Below are 17,683 nucleotides of genomic sequence, written 5' to 3' on the forward strand. Positions count from 1 at the left end.
GACGGGCCGTTCTCGCTGTTCGGGCCGTTTCTGCCGCTGCGTCGGGCGGCGCTTTCAGACCGCGGCCTTCTTGAGGCGGCGGCGTTCCCTCTCGGACAGGCCGCCCCAGATGCCGAAGCGCTCGTCGTTGGCAAGGGCGTACTCGAGGCATTCGGAGCGGACCTCACAGGCGAGGCAGACCTTCTTGGCCTCGCGGGTGGAGCCGCCCTTCTCGGGGAAGAAGGACTCGGGGTCGGTCTGGGCGCACAGTGCGCGCTCCTGCCAGCCGAGTTCCTCGTCCGCGTCGTCGACCAGCAGTTGCTGCACCAGCTCGGTCATGTGCGCCCCTCGTCTGTCTTTCGCGTCCCCGTGATCTAGCCGTTACCGATTCCGGCTGAACGACACGAGTGAAATTACAAGTGTGCTGCTCCGGGCGAGTCAAGCCGAGATCTGCTATTGGGCCCCTTATTCACTCTGCGGAACCAAGCCCATGCAGTAAGTGTTCAAATCGCCATAAACCTTGACATACCAATGAGGCCCACCGGGACACCCGTCCCGATTCACACCCGCACCAGGAAGGACGCCCCGGCGTTCGATCCCGTTCCGATACACGCGCCGAAGCGAACCTGATCACATTCGGATCACGGGATCGCAACGGGGGTTGTGCGCCCGGCTTGTGCGCCATGTGTCCCGGTAGCCGCCTGAGCAAACCTTTCCGCAGGACGATCAACCGGATGAGGTGAAACATGTCCCACATAACGGTCATCGAGTTGACAGTGCCTGTGTGAACCGCTGTCCTTGGGGGCATGCTCGCGAACTTGGCGCTCGCCTCGACCCGCATCGCCGGGTCCCACGGTGCTGCCCGCGCTCGCTGTAGCTGTTGCCGCTGTTCCAGCTGTTGAGCCCACCGCGCTCCGGCTGTCCCCGAGTCCCACGCGACTCGACTGCTCCGTTCCCGCCCCACCAGGGCGCGCTTCGTCATTCGCTCCGCTCAGCCGCACTCTTCCGTTGAGGACCACCGCACCCATGAACAGCGACAGCGACCTCCAGATCGCCGGCGACATCCTCGAAGTCCCCCACCTGCTGCAGGCTCCGCGCGAGCACCCGGCCACCGTCGCCGAGTTCGCCGGTCTGCTCCGCTCCGTCGCCGCCGACCGCTCCGCGTGGGGACACCTCGTCCGGTACGACGCGACGACCCGCTGGTACCACCGGCTGCGCACCGGCCCCGGGTACGAGGTCTGGCTGCTGTCCTGGGTGCCGGGACAGGGCAGCGGACGGCACGACCACGGCCCCTCCTCCGGCGTGTGGACGGTCCTTGAAGGCACCCTCACCGAGCACACGGAGCGCGGCACGCGCGCGTTGGGCCCCGGCACGCAGCGCGTGTTCGCACCGGGGTACGTGCACGAGGTGGTCAACGACGCGCTGGCGCCGGCGGTCAGCCTGCACGTCTACCACCCGGGCCTGACCGAGATGCCCATGCACTCCCCGCAGTGCTCGGCCGCCGCGGTGACGACTGGCTGACGCACTGTCGTACCCGCCTGCAAGACTGGGGCCATGCGCATTGTGGTTCTGGCAGGAGGCATCGGTGGTGCCCGGTTCCTGCGTGGTCTCAGGCAGGCCGCGCCGGACGCGGACATCACGGTCATCGGCAACACCGGGGACGACATCCACCTCTTCGGGCTGAAGGTCTGCCCGGACCTCGACACGGTGATGTACACGCTCGGCGGCGGCATCAACGAGGAGCAGGGCTGGGGCCGGGCCGACGAGACCTTCCACCTCAAGGAGGAACTGGCGGCGTACGGCGTCGGCCCCGAGTGGTTCGGCCTCGGCGACCGCGACTTCGCCACGCACATCGTGCGGACGCAGATGATCACCGCGGGCTTTCCGCTGAGCGCGGTGACCGAGGCGCTGTGCGACCGCTGGAAGCCCGGTGTGCGCCTGATCCCGATGACCGACGACCGCGTGGAGACGCATGTCGCGGTCGAGCTGGACGGGGAGCGGAAGGCGGTCCACTTCCAGGAGTACTGGGTGCGCCTGCGCGCCTCCGTCCCCGCCGAGGCGGTCGTGCCGGTCGGCGCCGAGCAGGCCAAGCCGGCCCCCGGCGTCCTGGAGGCCATCGGGGAGGCGGACGTGATCCTCTTCCCGCCCTCCAACCCGGTCGTCTCCATCGGCACGATCCTCGCCGTGCCCGGCATCCGCGAGGCGATCGCCGACGCCGGGGTGCCGGTGGTGGGCCTCTCCCCCATCGTCGGCGACGCGCCCGTGCGCGGGATGGCCGACAAGGTGCTCGCCGCGGTCGGCGTGGAGTCCACGGCCGCCGCGGTCGCCGAGCACTACGGCTCGGGCCTGCTCGACGGCTGGCTGGTCGACACGGTCGACGCGGACGCCGTCACCCGGGTCAGGGCGGCCGGCGTCCTCTGCCGCGCCGTACCGCTGATGATGACCGACCTCGACGCGACGGCGCAGATGGCCCGGGAGGCGCTGACGCTGGCGGAGGAGGTGCGGGAGGCATGAGCGACGAGACGCGCGACGACGCTCCCGGCCGCCGGGACGGCTACCGGGTGTGGGCCCTGCCCGGGCTGCCCGAGGTGCGGCCCGGCGACGACCTCGCCAAGCTGATCGCGGCCGCCGAGCCCGCGCTGGCCGACGGGGACGTGCTGCTCGTCACGTCCAAGATCGTGTCCAAGGCCGAGGGCCGGGTCGTCGAGGCCGCCGACCGGGAGGCCGCGATCGACGCGGAGACCGTACGGGTCGTGGCCCGGCGCGGCCCGCTGCGCATCGTCGAGAACCGCCAGGGCCTGGTCATGGCGGCCGCGGGCGTCGACGCCTCCAACACCCCGGCCGGGACCGTACTGCTGCTCCCCGAGGACTCCGACGCCTCCGCGCGCGGCATCCGCGAGGGACTCCGCGACACGCTCGGCGTGGACGTCGGCGTCATCGTCACCGACACCTTCGGGCGCCCCTGGCGGGCCGGGCTCACGGACGTGGCGATCGGTGCCGCGGGCGTCCGCGTCCTCGACGACCTGCGCGGCGGCACGGACGCGCACGGCAATCCGCTCGCCGCCACCGTCGTCGCCACCGCGGACGAGCTGGCCGCCGCGGGCGACCTGGTCAAGGGCAAGGCCGCGGGCCTGCCCGTCGCCGTCCTGCGCGGGCTGCCGCAGGTGGTCGCCGAGGACGACGGCGAGGGCGCGCGGGCGATGGTGCGCGGCGCGCGCGACGACATGTTCCGCCTCGGCACCTCGGAGGCGGTACGCCAGGCGGTCACCCAGCGTCGTACGGTGCGGACCTTCACGGACGAGCCGGTCGATCCCGGTGCCGTACGGCGGGCGGTGGCCGCGGCCGTGACCGCGCCTGCGCCGCACCACACGACGCCGTGGCGGTTCGTGCTCCTGGAGTCCGGGGAGTCCCGCGCCCGGCTTCTCGACGCGATGCGCGACGCCTGGATCGCGGACCTGCGGCGCGACGGCAAGAGCGAGGAGTCCATCGCCAAGCGCGTCCGGCGCGGCGACGTCCTGCGCAACGCGCCCTACCTCGTCGTCCCCTGCCTGGTCATGGACGGCTCGCACACCTACGGGGACGTACGCCGCGACGGGGCCGAGCGGGAGATGTTCGTCGTCGCCACCGGCGCGGGGGTGCAGAACCTGCTCGTCGCGCTCGCCGGGGAGCGGCTGGGCTCCGCGTGGGTCTCCTCGACGATGTTCTGCCGGGACGTCGTGCGGGAGGTGCTGGGGCTGCCGGGCGACTGGGACCCGATGGGAGCGGTGGCGGTCGGCCATCCCGCGGAGGAGCCGAAGGCCCGGCCGGAGCGGGACGCGGAGGCGTTCATCGAGGTGCGGTGAGCCCTCTACTCTCGTAGGGGTTCCCCTGCTCCTTTGCTCCTCTAGCTCCTCTTCTTCCTCTCTTCCCCTTTCGCCCAAGGACCTCACTCGTGGCAGGACGTTTCGCTCCCCGGACCCCGCGCGCCGTCGTGCGCGACGGGATACCCCGGCAGGCGTTCGCGCCGGGCCGGGTACGCGTGTGGGTGCCGGACGGGCCACTGGACCTGGGGCTGGTGCTCGGGCCGCTGCGGCGCGGGCCGGGCGATCCGACGTTCCGGACGATGCCGGACGGGTCGGTGTGGCGGGCCTGCCGGACGCCCGCCGGGCCGGGCACGCTGCGGGTCACCGCGCGCGGCGGCGAGGTACGGGGCGAGGCCTGGGGGCCCGGGGCCGAGTGGCTGCTGGAGCAGCTGCCGCGGATGCTGGGCGCCGAGGACGACCCGTCCGCGTTCGTGCCGCGACACCGGCTGCTGGCGGTCACGGCCCATCGGCGGCCCGGGCTGCGGCTGACGCGGACCGGACTGGTGCTGGAGTCGTTGATCCCGTCGATCCTGGAGCAGAAGGTCACGACGCTGGAGGCGTACCAGGCGTGGCGGCTGCTCGTACGGAGGTTCGGGGAACCGGCGCCGGGGCCCGCGCCCGGGCGGATGTGCGTGATGCCGGCGGCGCGGACGTGGGCGCTGATCCCGTCCTGGGAGTGGCATCTGGCGGGGGTGGACGACAAGCGGGCGTCCACGATCCTGCGGGCCGTGCGGGTCGCCGCGCGCCTGGAGGAGGCGGCGGGGATGGAGCCGGCGACGGCGCGGGAGCGGCTGGAGGTGCTGCCGGGGGTGGGGCCGTGGACGTCGGCGGAGACGGTGCAGCGCAGTCATGGGGCGGCGGACGCGGTGACGGTGGGGGATCTGCATCTGCCGGGGATCGTGGGGTTCGCGCTGGGTGGGGACCGGTATGCGGATGACGCGGAGATGCTGCGGTTGCTCGAGCCGTATGCGGGGCAGCGGCATCGGGCGGCTCGGTTGGTGTTGCTGAGTGGGCGGGTGCCGGGGAGGCGGGCGCCGCGGATGGCTCCGCGGGGGATTGAGCGGTTGTAGGTGGTCCGGCGTTCCCTTGGCGCCCGGGGTGGGTGTGGGCGGCGGGTGGGTGCGCAGCCCGGCGTGGCGGGGTGCCTCCCCCACTCTCGGCTTCGCTCGAGCGGGAGGTACCCCCACCGCCCACCCGTGCCGCCCCAGCGGCACGATTGCCCGCAGTTACGGCGGCACGCGACTGCCCGTGGCTCGGGGGCGGCACGCGACTGCCCGTGGCTCGGGGGCGGCACGCGACTGCCCGTGGCTCGGGGGCGGGAGGCGGCGCGGCTATCTGTTACTACGCGTCCGGGGAGAAGCGTAGGGCTCCCGGCGGGATGTGGGCGTTGCACCAGATTCGGGCGCCGGAGCGGAGTTCGTTGTCGGCGCCGATGACCGCGCCGTCGCCGATGACCGTGTCGGCGAGGACCGAGCGGGTGCCGATGCGGGCGCGGGTGCCGATGAGGGAGTCGGTGATGACGGCCCCCGGCTCGATGACGGCGCCCGGCAGGATCGTGCTGCCGAAGACGCGGGCCCCCTCCGCCACGAAGGCGCCCTCGCCGACCACCGTGCCGCCGGTCAGCTTGGCGTCGGGCGCGACCCGTGCCGTGGGCAGGACGAGGCGGTCGCCGCAGCGGCCCGGTACGGCCGGGGACGGGGCGCGGCCCAGGACCAGGTCGGCCGAGCCGCGGACGAAGGCCGCCGGGGTGCCCAGGTCCAGCCAGTACGTGGAGTCGACCATGCCCTGGAGGTGCGCGCCGGTGGCGAGGAGTTCCGGAAAGGTCTCGCGTTCGACCGAGACCGGGCGTCCCGCCGGGATCGTGTCGATGACGGAGCGGCGGAAGACGTACGCCCCCGCGTTGATCTGGTCGGTGACGATCTCCTCGGGGGTCTGGGGCTTCTCCAGGAAGGCGAGCACCCGGCCCGTGTCGTCCGTGGGGACCAGCCCGTACGCCCTCGGATCGGTCACCTGCGTCAGGTGCAGGGAGACGTCCGCGCCCGTCGTCTCGTGGGTGCGGACCAGCGCGCCGATGTCCAGGCCCGTCAGGATGTCGCCGTTGAAGATCAGCACCGGCTCGTCGGGGCCCGAGTGCAGCCGGGAGGCCACGTTGCGGATCGCGCCGCCGGTGCCGAGCGGCTCCTCCTCCGTGACGTACTCGAGGTGGAGGCCCAGGGACGAGCCGTCACCGAAGTGCGGTTCGAAGACCTCTGCCAGGTAGCTCGTCGCGAGGACGATGTGGTCGACGCCCGCCGCCTTCGCCCGCGCCAGCTGATGCGTGAGGAACGGCACCCCCGCCGCCCTGACCATGGGCTTGGGCGTGTTCACCGTGAGCGGACGCAGTCGCGTGCCCTTGCCGCCGACCAGGAGGATCGCTTCTGTCACCTGTCGTCTCTGCTTCCTGCCGGGACCGGCCGAACTGTCTTTCGGCGGGCCAGTGTATGCAGACCGTTCCACGGTGCCTTCGACGACCGCGCGGTGCCCGGCCTCAGCGGCCCTGGTACTGCGCCGCCTTCGAGCGGGCCGTGCCGAGCCTGGCGTAGAGCTTCGTGCCGGGGCAGTTCGTGGCGAAGCCGTCGCGGTGACCGGAGATGACGTTCAGTCGTACCTTCTTGCCCTTTCGGTAGAGGTTGCCACCCCCGGACTTCAGGTATGTCTTCCCGCGCGGATTCATGCCGTAGAGCCCGACCTTCCACGCGGTGAGCCGGGCGATCGCCTTCAGCGCGGCCGACGACGGCTTCTTCGCGCTGTACGTGCCGAGCACCGCGATTCCCATGCTGTTGGAGTTGAACCCCAGGGTGTGGGCGCCCAGCACCGGCTTGGACACGCCTCCGGCCCGGCCCTCGTAGATGTGTCCGCACTTGTCGACGAGGAAGTTGTAGCCGAGGTCGCGCCAGCCCATGCTGCGGACGTGGTAGCGGTAGATACCGCGGATGACCGACGGCGCCTGCGAGCAGCGGTAGTTGTTGCCGGTGGCCGAGTGGTGCACGAAGGCCGTCTTGACCTTCTTCGTGTACACGAACCCCTTCTCGCGCAGCTTCTCGTCGGCGCCCCAGCCGCGGCGCGTGGTGATGCTCGGGCGGGGGCCGATGTGCGGCCCGGCCTTCTGCCGCGCGGGAAGTGCGAGGGGTGCGGAGAGTGCGAGGGGTGCGGGGAGTACGGACGGTTCCGTCCGGGTCCGCGCGCGGTGCGTCGGCGGCGGGGCGTCCTCGCCGGGGTCGACGAGTTCGAGGCGCAGGCCGGCGGGGAGCGGCGAGGCGGACCGGGCGGTACCGGGCTCGTGCCCGGCCCGTACCCGGACCTCGACGCCGTCGGACTCCCCCACCCACAGCGGTGCGGTGGCGCCGCGGACACGGCCCGAGGTGCTCTCCGGGGTGCCCGGGTCGGCGGCGTGGTCGGCGTTGTGGGTCTCCAGTTCCCGCCAGCCGGACCAGGTGCCGGTGGCAGTGGCGCGGGTACGGACCTCTACGCGGCCGTGGAGTTCGGTGGCGGGGCTGTCCCAGACGACGCCGACGAGCGAGAAGTGCCGTACGTCCGAGCGTCGCAGGCCCTGTTCGGCCGCACCGGGTGTCCCGGGTGCACGGTCGCGGGCGAGGGGGGCGAGGGGCAGGGACTGGGTGCCGCCGGGGGCGTACGCCCCGGGCCGTGCGGTCGAACTCGTCGCGGGCGGAGCCGAGGAGGTGGCGGCTGCCGCGGGCGGGGCGAGCGGGAGGGCCAGGGCCGCCGCGCACGTGACACCGGTCGAGGAAGCTAGGAATCCACGCATGCCCCTGATACTGGACATGGTCTTACAAATATGTCCATTTGGGATCTGACGGGTCGTAGGGTGCCTTGGTCCGATCCGGTGGCGGCGCGGTCCCCCGTGCGCTCGGTGCGCGTTGCCCGTCCCGCGTACGCTTGCGCGGGTGAACGCGACCGACCGCACCCCTGCCGACCTGCTGAGTTCCGCGCTCGCCGCGGACCCGGGACGCCCCCTGGTGACCTTCTACGACGACGCCACGGGCGAACGCGTCGAACTGTCCGTGGCCACCTTCGCCAATTGGGTGGCCAAGACCGCGAATCTGCTCCAGGACGAGCTCTCCGTCGAACCCGGCGACCGGGTGGCGCTGCTGCTGCCCGCGCACTGGCAGACGGCCGTGTGGCTGCTGGCGTGCGCGTCGGTGGGTGTCGTCGCCGACGTGGCGGGTGATCCGGGGGCGGCGGACGTGGTCGTGAGCGGGCCGGAGCCGGAGTCGCTGGAGGCGGCGCGGGCGTGCTCGGGTGCGCGGATCGCGCTGGCGTTGCGGCCGCTGGGGGGTCGGTTCGCGCCGGCGCCGCCGGAGGGCTTCGCCGATTACGCGGTGGAGGTGCCGGGGCAGGGGGACCGGTTCGTGCCGTACGCGCCGGTGGATCCGGAGGCGGCGGCACTGATCGTGGCCGGGCGGGAGTTCAGCGGGGCGGAGGTCGTGGAGCGGGCTCGGGCGGAGGCGTCGGGGCTGGGGCTCACGGGGCCCGGGGTGCGGATTCTGTCGGGGTTGCCGTACGACACGTGGGAGGGGTTGAGCGCGGGGTTGTACGGGCCGCTCGCGAGTGGGGGGTCGGTGGTGCTGTGCCGGAATCTGGAGCTGGCGGGGGCGGGTGTGGTGGATCAGCGGATCGAGGCGGAGCGGGTTTCGGCGACGGCGCGGTGAGGTTTCGCGGGCCCTGTTGGCCGACCGGCGTCGAGGTGGGCGCCGGTGAGTCGGTGAACCGGAGCTGACCCGGGCCCGGCGTCGGTGTCGGCGCGGGGTGGGGTGCGCGGCCCGGCGCTGACGGGGCGCCGCCTGCGCCCACCCGTGCCGCCCCAGCGGCACGACTGCCCGCAGCTTGCGGAGAGGGGGCGGACGCTTCGCGCACCCGCAGCTCGCGGCGGGGGGCCGGGGTGCCGCGCACCCGCAGCTCGCGGCGGAGGACAGGGTGCCGCGCACCCGCAGCTCGCGGCGGAGGACAGGGTGCCGCGCACCCGCGGCCGGCCGCGGGCCGGAGGAACCTCTCGTGCCCGCAGCTTGCGGCGGGGGGGTGTCGTCCGTTCGGCCTACCTGCGTTCTGTCCTTCGGGGCCGCTCGGGGCATGGTCGTACCAGCGTGCGGGTGTGGACGGAGGCAGGTGTGGGCGATGACGCGGGCACGGCGGGCTCCGGCGGAGGCCCCGGGGACGGGGCGTCCGCGAGCGGGGTCGGGCTGAGGCGGCGGCGTCGCAGGCGGCGGCTGGGGATCGCCGGGATCGTGGTCGTCGCGCTGGCCGGGGGCGCGGTGGGCGTCGGATGGGCGGTGTACGCCAAGCTGAGCGGCAACATCACCGCGGACGAGGCGGCCGCGGCCGAACTCGCCCGGTACGAGAAGGAGCGGCCCACCTCGCTGGTGCGCGGCGCGCAGAACGTCCTGCTGATCGGCTCGGACTCGCGGTCCGGGGACGGCAACGCGCGCTACGGGCGGGACTCCGGCACCGAGCGGTCGGACACCACGATCCTGCTGCACCTGGCCGCGGGCCGGGACAGCGTCACCGCCGTCTCCCTCCCCCGCGACCTGATGGTGCACGTCCCCGGCTGCCACCGCCCGGACGGGTCCCTCGCCGAACCCGCGCTCCAGCAGTTCAACTACGCCTTCGCCGCGGGCGGTTCGGCATGCTCGATCCGCACGGTGGAGAAGCTGACCGGCATCCGGATCGACCACCACGTGGTCGTCGACTTCGAGGGTTTCAAGGAGATGGTCGACGCGCTCGACGGCGTCGAGGTGTGCCTGCGAAAGCCGGTCGACGACAAGGACGCCAAGCTGAAACTGCCCGCGGGCCGGGTGACGCTCGACGGGGAGCAGGCGCTCGGGTACGTCCGGGCGCGGAAGTCGCTCGGCGACGGCAGCGACACCGACCGGATGGACCGGCAGCAGCGTTTTCTGGGGGCGCTGGTGAGCAAGGTGCAGAGCAATGACGTGCTGCTGAATCCGGTGAAGCTGTACCCCGTTCTGGACGCCGCCACGTCGTCGCTCACCACGGATCCGGGTCTGGCGAGTCTGCGCGATTTGTACGACCTTGTGCGCGGGCTGCGCGGGATTCCCACCGAGCGCGTGCAATTCCTGACCGTCCCCCGGGAGTCCTACTCGGGCGACGCCAATCGGGACCAGCTCGTGCAGCCCGCCGCGGAGAAGCTGTTCACCCGCCTGCGGACGGACGAGCCCGTGACGGTCACGGCTTCCCGACGGGACGCGACGGACGCGACGGGCGGTACGGCGAATTCCGGCGAACCCGGTGACGCCGATTCCCCGGCGCCCACGTTCAGCGGGAACACCGCCGACGAGGACGTCTGCGAGTAAAGCGCATTCCAAGAAGGAGCCACCCGCACACAAGGCGGGCACGAACGCGCGGACAATTGTCCGAGAAATGCGCCGGATTGCCCAGTTGTAAGGTCCGTGGAATGCGTCACTGCCGTCGCCGTGCGACGAAGAGGGCGGTTAGTGTGAGCGATCCGGTGTGCCCGGCCGCGGACTGCTGTCCCGGCCACGCACTGAACTGACGTGAGCGAGACCGGGCGCCCGGAGGGGAGGGCGCCGCGTGGCCCCGACGGAGGATTCGGACAACCGTGGACGCGCAAGGCCGTGGGCGGGCGGAGGACATCGACCCCGCAGACCAGTGGGTACTCAATCCGGACACCGGTGACTACGAACTGCGACTGCCCCCCTCCGCACCGCAGTCACCCGTCCCGAGGCCCCGACGGGCCACCCCCGCGGCGGCCCCCGAGGTTCCCGCGCCCCGCAGACGCCGCGCGACGCCCGAGGAGCCGCCACCGCCCGGCCGGCGCGGTCGGCGACGGCCGGCGAAGAAGAAGTCGAGGGGCAAGAAGATCCTGCTGTGGACCGGCGGCACGATGGCGTTCGTGGTCCTCGCCGTCGGCGCCGGCGGATACCTCTACCTCCAGCACCTCAACGACAACATCGAGTCCCTCCCCGACGACGGCGCGAGCACCGGCGGGTTCCAGAAGGACCAGGCCATCAACATCCTGCTGATCGGCACCGACAAGCGCACCGGCTCCGGCAACGACGGCTACGGCGACAAGGGCAGCGCCGGGCACGCCGACACCACGATCCTGCTGCACGTCGCCAAGGACCGCTCCAACGCCACCGCCCTCAGCATCCCCCGCGACCTGATCGTCGACGTCCCCGACTGCCCGACCACGCAGGAGGACGGGAGCACGAAGGTCATCCCGGGTTCCTCCGGTGTCCGCTTCAACACCAGCCTCGGCCAGAGCGGCCGCACGCCCAGCTGCACCATGCGGACCGTCACCGAGCTGACCGGCGTCACGCCCGACAACTTCATGGTGGCCGACTTCAACGCGGTCAAGACCCTGACCTCGGCGGTCGGCGGGGTCGAGGTCTGCCTGGCGAAGGACATCGACGACCCCGACTCGCACCTGAACCTGCCGGCGGGCAAGCACACCGTCGAGGGCGAGCAGGCACTCGCCTTCGTCCGCACCCGGCACTCCGTCGGCTTCGGCGGCGACCTGAGCCGCATCGAGATCCAGCAGCAGTTCCTCGGCTCGCTGATGCGCAAGCTGAAGTCCAACGACACGCTCACCAGCCCGACGAAGATGGTGAAGCTGGCCGAGGCGGGCACCGAGGCGCTGACCGTCGACGCCAAGCTGAAGAGCATCGGCAAGCTCAAGGACCTCGGTATGGAGCTGGGCAAGCTCGACACCAAGAACCTCACCTTCGCCACGGTCCCGGTGAAGGACAACCCGGCCGAGAAGACACCGGTGACCGTCGTCCTCAAGGACGGTCCCGCCCAGCAGGTCTTCGACATGGTCAAGAACGACGTCTCCTTCACCGAGGTCAAGAAGAAGGAGAAGGAGAAGAAGGAGAAGGAGGACGCCGCGGTCGCCGCCCGCCTCGAGGGCGAGAAGTCCGAGCCCTCCGAGGTCCGCGTCCGCGTCCTCAACGGCGGCGCCTCGTCCGGCAGCGCGGGGCGGGAGCTGACCTACCTCCAGAACGAGGCGGGCGTCACCAAGTCCGAGAACGCGGGCAACGCCCCCGCCGACATCGCCAAGACCACCCTGGAGTACGCCCCCGACCAGGCCGACCAGGCCCGCGCCCTCGCCGAGATCCTCGGCCTGTCCGGCGCCGCCATGAAGCCCGGCAAGAGCGTCACCAACTCCCAGGGCCTGCCCACCATGACCCTCACCCTCGGCAAGGACTTCAAGGGCGCGGGCGTCAAACTCGACGCCACCTCCGCGAAGGCGCCGGAGGACCTCCAGAAGTCCACGGCGGACAAGGTCGAGTGCGCGAAGTGACCTGAAGGGCCCCACACGCGTCTGACAGTACGACAGTCCATCGGTCGACCGGTCCAACCGCGAACAAACCACCGGGCGTCGTACAGCCAACGCGAGGCTTCGTACGTCCAACTGTGCGAACAGGTCGCGTGCGGGAGCACGTTCGCGGGTCCGAGGGTGGGAGAGGCATGACGCAGAGCAGTGTGCGCGGGGAGGGAACGCGACCCGACACGGTTCGGCACGCCCGCGGCAGGCGAGCCGGACGCAGCGGCCGTGACGAGGGCGGGGCGGGAACGAGCGGACGGGGCGGCTCGGGCGGCCACGGCGGCAAGGGTGGCAACGGCGGACGCTCCGGGCGGCGGCGCGCGGGAGGGCGCCGGCACCGGGCGTTGCGATGGTCCGCGACGACCCTCGCGGTGCTGATACTCGGCACGGCCGGCGCCGGATACCTCTACTACCAGCACCTGAACGGCAACATCGACAAGGGCGAGCGCAGCAGCGGCGACTCCAAGGCGCACAAGGCCGAGCCGAACGCGGCCGGACAGACGCCGATGAACATCCTGCTGCTCGGCTCCGACAGCCGCGCCTCCGCCGCCAACGTGGCACTGGGCGGCGGCAAGAACCACCGCGACAACCCGCCGCTGGCCGACGTGCAGATGCTGATCCACCTGTCCGCCGACCGCAAGAGCGCCTCGGTGGTGAGCATCCCCCGGGACACCCGGGTCGACATCCCGGCCTGTGAGGACCCCGACAGCGGGGAGAAGTTCCCGGCGACCAACGCCATCATCAACACCTCGCTGGCCCGCGGCGGCGCCGGCTGCACCCTGGCCACCTGGGAGAACCTCACCGGGGTCTACATCGACCACTGGATGACGATCGACTTCGCGGGCGTGGTGTCGATGGCGGACGCCATCGGCGGGGTCGAGGTGTGCGTGAACCAGAACGTGTGGGACCGCCCGCTGCCCGGCGTGCCCGGCGGCTCCGGCCTGAAGATGACGGCCGGCCGGAAGAAGGTCGAGGGCGAGCAGGCGCTGCAGTGGCTGCGCACCCGGCACGCCTGGGGCAGCGACCCGCTGCGGGCCCGGGCCCAGCACATGTACATGAACTCGATGATCCGCACGCTGAAGAGCCAGAACGTCTTCACGGACGCGGGCAGGCTGATGGACCTGGCCGAGGCCGCCACGAAGTCGCTGACGGTCTCCGAGGAGATCGGCACCGTGAAGAAGCTGTACGACCTGGGCATGCAGCTCAAGACGGTGCCCACGGACCGCCTCACCATGACGACGATCCCCACCGTCGAGGACCCCGAGGACAAGAACCACCTGCTTCCCGCCCCCGACGCCGACAAGATGTGGGCGATGCTCCGCGACGACGTGTCCTTCGACGACAAGGGCACGAAGGAGAAGAAGGGCGCGGGCACGGGCGAGGGCAAGGACGCCGCCGGAGACGACGCCGGGCAGCCCTCCGACGAGCCCGCCGCCGACTCCGAGATCGGCGTCCTCGTCCAGAACGCCACCCGCTCGGCCACCCTCGGCCCGGTCACCGGCCGCGCCGGTGACATCGCCGGAACGCTGGTGGACAAGGGCTTCGCCAAGGCGGTCAAGGACACCTCGGCGGCGCTCTCCGAGGAGCGGACCGTAGTCCGGTACCCGGGCGACGAGTTGGCGGGCGACGCGCGTCGCGTCGCCGAGGCGCTGGGGATCCCCGCGAACGCGGTGCGCAAGTCCACGGACGTGTCCGGGATCACTCTCGTCGTGGGAGCTGACTGGCGCGAGGGAACGTCCTATCCGAAGCAGAAGACACCCGAGGCAGGCGACCTGCCGGAGACCAGCGACGCCATCAACGGCTCGGACACCAGCAAGTGCATGGACGTCTACAAGCCCTACCGATGGTAGGAGTTCACGAAAATAGGAGGGAATGCCCTGTTGTAGGGGTGACGATCGTGACACCAGAGTCGTTCGACGCCGAACCGGGCGGATAGTGTGAGCGCTCCGGTGCCCCCTGCCGCGAGGTCCGCCCTGGCGTCGTGCACTTGTTGACTCTTTACCGGGCACCTTCAGAGGAAGGTGCCGCGTGGCCCCCGACGGAGGATTGGGAGACCGTGGACGCGCAAGGACGTGGGCGGGCAGACGACGTCGATCCCGCAGACCAGTGGGTACTGAATCCGCGGACCGGTGAATACGAACTGCGACTGTCCCCTTCCGCACCGGAGTCGTCCGTCCCGGGGCCCCGCACCGAAGGACCCCGCACGGCGGGGCGCCGTACGACCGCTCCGGGCCGTGAGGTGCCGCCCCAGCGGCGACGTCCGGAGCCCGAGGCGCCGGTGCCCGGACGGCGCGGACGCCGGCCGGAGAAGAAGAAGTCCAGGGGCAAGAGGGTCCTGCTGTGGACCGGCGGCAGCATGGCCTTCGTCGTCCTCGTGGCCGGGGTGGGCGGCTACGTCTACCTCAAGCACCTCGAGGGGAACGTCTCGACGACGGACGTGGGCACCGCCGGAAGCAGCAGCTTCAAGAAGGACGAGGCCTTCAACATCCTCATCATCGGCACCGACAAGCGCACCGGTGAGGGCAACGAGGGCTACGGCGACAAGGGCAGCGCCGGACACGCCGACACCAACATCCTGCTGCACGTCGCCGAGGACCGCTCCAACGCCACGGCGCTCAGCATCCCCCGCGACCTGATCGTCGACATCCCCGACTGCGAGACGACGCAGAAGGACGGGACGAAGAAGGTCATCCCCGGTACCTCCGGCGTCCGCTTCAACCAGAGCCTCGGGGACTTCGGCCGGGACGCGGGCTGCACGATGCGCACGGTGGCGGAGACAACCGGCATCAAGCCGGACCACTTCATGATGGCCGACTTCAACGCGGTCAAGACGCTGACCACCGCGGTCGACGGGGTCGACGTGTGCGTGGAGCACGCCGTGGACGACCCGAAGTCCCATCTCCAGCTGCCCGCGGGCGAGTCCAAGGTCGAGGGCGAGCAGGCCCTGGCCTTCGTCCGCACCCGGCACGCCTTCGGCAACGAGGGCGACCTGGACCGCATCAAGGTGCAGCAGCAGTTCCTGGGCTCGCTGATGCGCAAGATGGCCTCCGGCGACACCCTCACCAGCCCCACCAAGCTGGTGAAACTCGCCGAGGCCGCGACCAAGGCCCTCACCGTGGACAGCGCCATCGGCAAGGTGGGCACGCTCAAGGACATCGCCCTGGAGCTGAAGAAGGTGCCGACGAAGAACATCACGTTCACCACGGTGCCGGTGATCGACAACCCGGCCGAGAAGGTCAAGGCGACGGTGGTCGTGAACGAGGCTAAGGGCCCCCAGGTCTTCGACATGATCAAGAACGACATCTCCTTCACCGAGGTCGAGCAGAAGGAAAAGAAGGAGAAGGCCGCGGTCGCCGCCCGGCTCAAGGGCGAGAAGTCCGAGCCCGGCGAGGTCCGGGTCCGCGTCATGAACGGCGGCGCCCCCACCGGCAGCGCCCAGCAGGAACTGGCCTACCTGCAGACCCAGGCCGGGGTCTCCAAGTCCGAGAACGCGGGCAACGCCCCCGCCGACATCGCCAAGACCACCCTGGAGTACGCCCCCGACCAGGCCGACCAGGCCCGCGCCCTCGCCGAGATCCTCGGCCTGTCCGGCGCCGCCATGAAGCCCGGCAAGAGCGTCACCAACTCCCAGGGCCTGCCCACCATGACCCTCACCCTCGGCAAGGACTTCAAGGGCGCGGGCGTCAAACTCGACGGCTCCGTCAAGAAGCCGGACCTGGACAACGAGTCCACGGCCGACCAGAAGCTGTGCGCCAGTTGACCTGAGGGGCCTGTCGTACGTCTCACAGGACGGCGACGGGCCCACGCGGTGGCCCGGGGGCGGGGAGGGACGCGGACGTGACGCGAAGCAGTGTGCAGGGGGAGGACACGGACGAGGGCGCGGCAGACGCCCCCGAGCGTGAGGAGACCGTCCGGGGGGACGACGACAACGGTGTCGACGACAACAGGGACGAAGCCGAGGGCGAGCCCGACGCCCCCCGTCCGCGCAGGCGCCGGCGGGTCCTGCGCTGGACCGCGGTGGTGCTCGCCGTGGTGCTGGCCGGCACGGCCGGAGCGGGTTACCTCTACTACGAGCACCTCAACGACAACATCAAGCAGGACGCCCTGAACCTGGGCGACAACAAGGTCGCCGCGCCGACACCGAACGCGGCCGGGCAGACCCCGCTGAACATCCTCGTCATCGGCTCGGACGCCCGGGACAGCGAGGAGAACCAGCAACTCGGTGGCGCCCGCGAGACGTTCGGCTCCACGCCGCTGGCGGACGTGCAGATGCTGGTGCACCTGTCCGCCGACCGCAGCAACATGTCGGTGGTCAGCATGCCGCGCGACACCCTGCTCGAGATACCCAGGTGCACCGACCCGGACGACGGCGAGGTCTACCCGGCGAGCGAGGGCCGGGTGATGACCAACCAGAGCCTCGGCCACGGCGGCCCGGGCTGCACGGTGGCCACCTGGCAGGAGCTGACCGGCATCCACATCGACCACTTCGTGATGGTCGACTTCGCCGGCGTGGTCTCGATGGCCGACGCCGTCGGCGGCGTCCCGGTCTGCGTGGACGCCAACATCCACTCGCGCGACAGCGGGGGCCACGGCTCCGGCCTGAAGCTGGCGAAGGGCACGCACCCGGTCAAGGGCGAGCAGGCGCTGCAGTGGCTGCGCACCCGGTACGGCTTCGAGGACGGCAGCGACCTGGCGCGGGCCAAGGCCCAGCACATGTACCTGAACTCGATGGTCCGGGTGCTGCGCGAGAACGCGACCCTCAGCAGCCCGAACAAGCTGCGCAGGCTCGCCGAGGAGGCCACCGCGGCGCTCACCGTCGACCCGGGCCTGGACTCCGTCAAGAAGCTGTACGACCTCAGCAACGAGCTGCGCCGGGTGAAGCCCGAGCGCATCACCATGACCACGATGCCCAACCGGTACGTCGGCGCCCGCGTCGAGCCGACCGAGGACGCGGAGCAGCTGTTCCGGCTGGTGCGCGAGGACATCGCGCTGGACGGCAAGGACGCGAAGAAGAAGCCCGACGCGGAGCCGGAGCTCCCGGCCGACCCGGCCGCACCCGACGACGAGATCGCGGTGCAGGTCCGCAACGGCACCCGCACCGACGCACTGGGCACGGCCCCCGGACGCGCGAACACGGTCACCGGGCTCCTGGTGGAGCGGGGCTTCACGAAGGCGGTCGCGGACCCGTCGGTGCTGCCGAGCGAGGACCGTACGGTGATCCGCTACCCGAGCGCCGACCTGGAGGGCGACGCCCACCGCGTCGCCAAGTCCCTCGGCATCCCGGCGAGTTCGGTGAAGCGCTCGACGGACGTCTCCGGCGTCACACTCGTCGTGGGCGCCGACTGGCGCGAGGACACGGCGTACCGGGCACCCGAGAGCGACGACCGGACCCCCGAGTCGGCCGAGGCCCTCAACGGCGCGGACGACAGCGCCTGCATGCACGTGAATCCGGCGTTCACCTGGTCCTGACGGCCGGCCGGGCATGATCACGGAAGCGGCGGGC

At 71.5% G+C, this 17,683-nt stretch carries 13 protein-coding genes; 10 read left to right on the plus strand and 3 right to left on the minus strand.

Translation table 11 applies throughout. The features are described 5' to 3' along the window. Positions 1-54: 54 nt before the first annotated feature. Positions 55-318: a WhiB family transcriptional regulator gene (locus ACFYZ3_RS27375; RefSeq protein WP_003975777.1), complete on the minus strand. Its 264-nt coding sequence runs from the start codon at positions 316-318 to the stop codon at positions 55-57. Between the two features lie 687 nt (positions 319-1,005). Between ACFYZ3_RS27375 and ACFYZ3_RS27380 the strand changes: the two genes are divergently transcribed. From ACFYZ3_RS27380 to ACFYZ3_RS27395, 4 genes are all read left to right on the plus strand, one after another. Continuing rightward, a complete protein-coding gene (locus tag ACFYZ3_RS27380) occupies positions 1,006-1,500 on the plus strand; it encodes a cysteine dioxygenase (RefSeq protein WP_388522848.1) in 495 nt (164 codons plus the stop codon). Positions 1,501-1,533: 33 nt separating this feature from the next. Beyond that, positions 1,534-2,493 (plus strand): 2-phospho-L-lactate transferase, encoded by a 960-nt coding sequence (gene cofD, locus ACFYZ3_RS27385; RefSeq protein ID WP_003975775.1) that lies wholly within the window; start codon positions 1,534-1,536, stop codon positions 2,491-2,493. Continuing rightward, entirely contained in the window at positions 2,490-3,821 is a 1,332-nt protein-coding gene (locus ACFYZ3_RS27390; RefSeq protein ID WP_388522851.1) for a coenzyme F420-0:L-glutamate ligase, read from the plus strand. The genes cofD and ACFYZ3_RS27390 overlap by 4 nt, the downstream gene beginning before the upstream one ends. A gap of 89 nt (positions 3,822-3,910) precedes the next feature. After that, positions 3,911-4,891 carry a DNA-3-methyladenine glycosylase family protein gene (locus ACFYZ3_RS27395; RefSeq protein WP_388522854.1) on the plus strand — a complete coding sequence of 327 codons (981 nt, stop codon included), beginning with the start codon at positions 3,911-3,913 and terminating at the stop codon, positions 4,889-4,891. 271 nt (positions 4,892-5,162) lie between these two features. On the opposite strand, the gene ACFYZ3_RS27400 is transcribed toward ACFYZ3_RS27395, so the two are convergent. Both ACFYZ3_RS27400 and ACFYZ3_RS27405 read right to left on the minus strand, forming a co-directional pair. Further along, positions 5,163-6,245 carry a sugar phosphate nucleotidyltransferase gene (locus tag ACFYZ3_RS27400; protein ID WP_388522857.1) on the minus strand — a complete coding sequence of 361 codons (1,083 nt, stop codon included), beginning with the start codon at positions 6,243-6,245 and terminating at the stop codon, positions 5,163-5,165. Positions 6,246-6,348: 103 nt separating this feature from the next. Then, on the minus strand, positions 6,349-7,626 hold the full coding sequence (locus tag ACFYZ3_RS27405) for an N-acetylmuramoyl-L-alanine amidase (RefSeq protein WP_388522860.1): 1,278 nt from the start codon (positions 7,624-7,626) through the stop codon (positions 6,349-6,351). 139 nt (positions 7,627-7,765) lie between these two features. On the opposite strand from ACFYZ3_RS27405, the gene ACFYZ3_RS27410 reads away from it, so the two are divergent. The 6 genes from ACFYZ3_RS27410 to ACFYZ3_RS27435 all read left to right on the plus strand — a co-directional run bounded on the left by ACFYZ3_RS27410 (position 7,766) and on the right by ACFYZ3_RS27435 (position 17,649). After that, entirely contained in the window at positions 7,766-8,530 is a 765-nt protein-coding gene (locus ACFYZ3_RS27410; RefSeq protein WP_388522863.1) for a TIGR03089 family protein, read from the plus strand. A 456-nt stretch (positions 8,531-8,986) separates the two neighbouring features. Further along, complete coding sequence (locus tag ACFYZ3_RS27415) at positions 8,987-10,186, plus strand: LCP family protein (RefSeq protein ID WP_388522866.1); 1,200 nt, start codon at positions 8,987-8,989, stop codon at positions 10,184-10,186. A 266-nt stretch (positions 10,187-10,452) separates the two neighbouring features. Next, positions 10,453-12,156, plus strand: coding sequence for an LCP family protein (locus tag ACFYZ3_RS27420; protein ID WP_388522869.1), 1,704 nt, complete (start codon positions 10,453-10,455; stop codon positions 12,154-12,156). Between the two features lie 167 nt (positions 12,157-12,323). Further along, positions 12,324-14,030, plus strand: coding sequence for an LCP family protein (locus ACFYZ3_RS27425; protein WP_388522872.1), 1,707 nt, complete (start codon positions 12,324-12,326; stop codon positions 14,028-14,030). A gap of 206 nt (positions 14,031-14,236) precedes the next feature. Continuing rightward, positions 14,237-15,940, plus strand: coding sequence for an LCP family protein (locus ACFYZ3_RS27430; RefSeq protein ID WP_388522875.1), 1,704 nt, complete (start codon positions 14,237-14,239; stop codon positions 15,938-15,940). A gap of 77 nt (positions 15,941-16,017) precedes the next feature. After that, positions 16,018-17,649 (plus strand): LCP family protein, encoded by a 1,632-nt coding sequence (locus tag ACFYZ3_RS27435; protein WP_388522878.1) that lies wholly within the window; start codon positions 16,018-16,020, stop codon positions 17,647-17,649. Positions 17,650-17,683 lie beyond the last annotated feature (34 nt).

Origin of the sequence: Streptomyces sp. NPDC001599 (genome assembly GCF_042893535.1) — a bacterium.
Classification (GTDB): Bacteria; Actinomycetota; Actinomycetes; order Streptomycetales; family Streptomycetaceae; genus Streptomyces.

Excerpts from the sequence above, each read along its gene's own strand:
- ACFYZ3_RS27375 (WP_003975777.1), bottom strand. The coding sequence starts at position 318 with ATGACCGAGCTGGTGCAGCAACTGCTGGTCGACGACGCGGACGAGGAA.
- ACFYZ3_RS27380 (WP_388522848.1), top strand. The coding sequence starts at position 1,006 with ATGAACAGCGACAGCGACCTCCAGATCGCCGGCGACATCCTCGAAGTC.
- cofD (WP_003975775.1), top strand. The coding sequence starts at position 1,534 with ATGCGCATTGTGGTTCTGGCAGGAGGCATCGGTGGTGCCCGGTTCCTG.
- ACFYZ3_RS27390 (WP_388522851.1), top strand. The coding sequence starts at position 2,490 with ATGAGCGACGAGACGCGCGACGACGCTCCCGGCCGCCGGGACGGCTAC.
- ACFYZ3_RS27405 (WP_388522860.1), bottom strand. The coding sequence starts at position 7,626 with ATGCGTGGATTCCTAGCTTCCTCGACCGGTGTCACGTGCGCGGCGGCC.
- ACFYZ3_RS27425 (WP_388522872.1), top strand. The coding sequence starts at position 12,324 with ATGACGCAGAGCAGTGTGCGCGGGGAGGGAACGCGACCCGACACGGTT.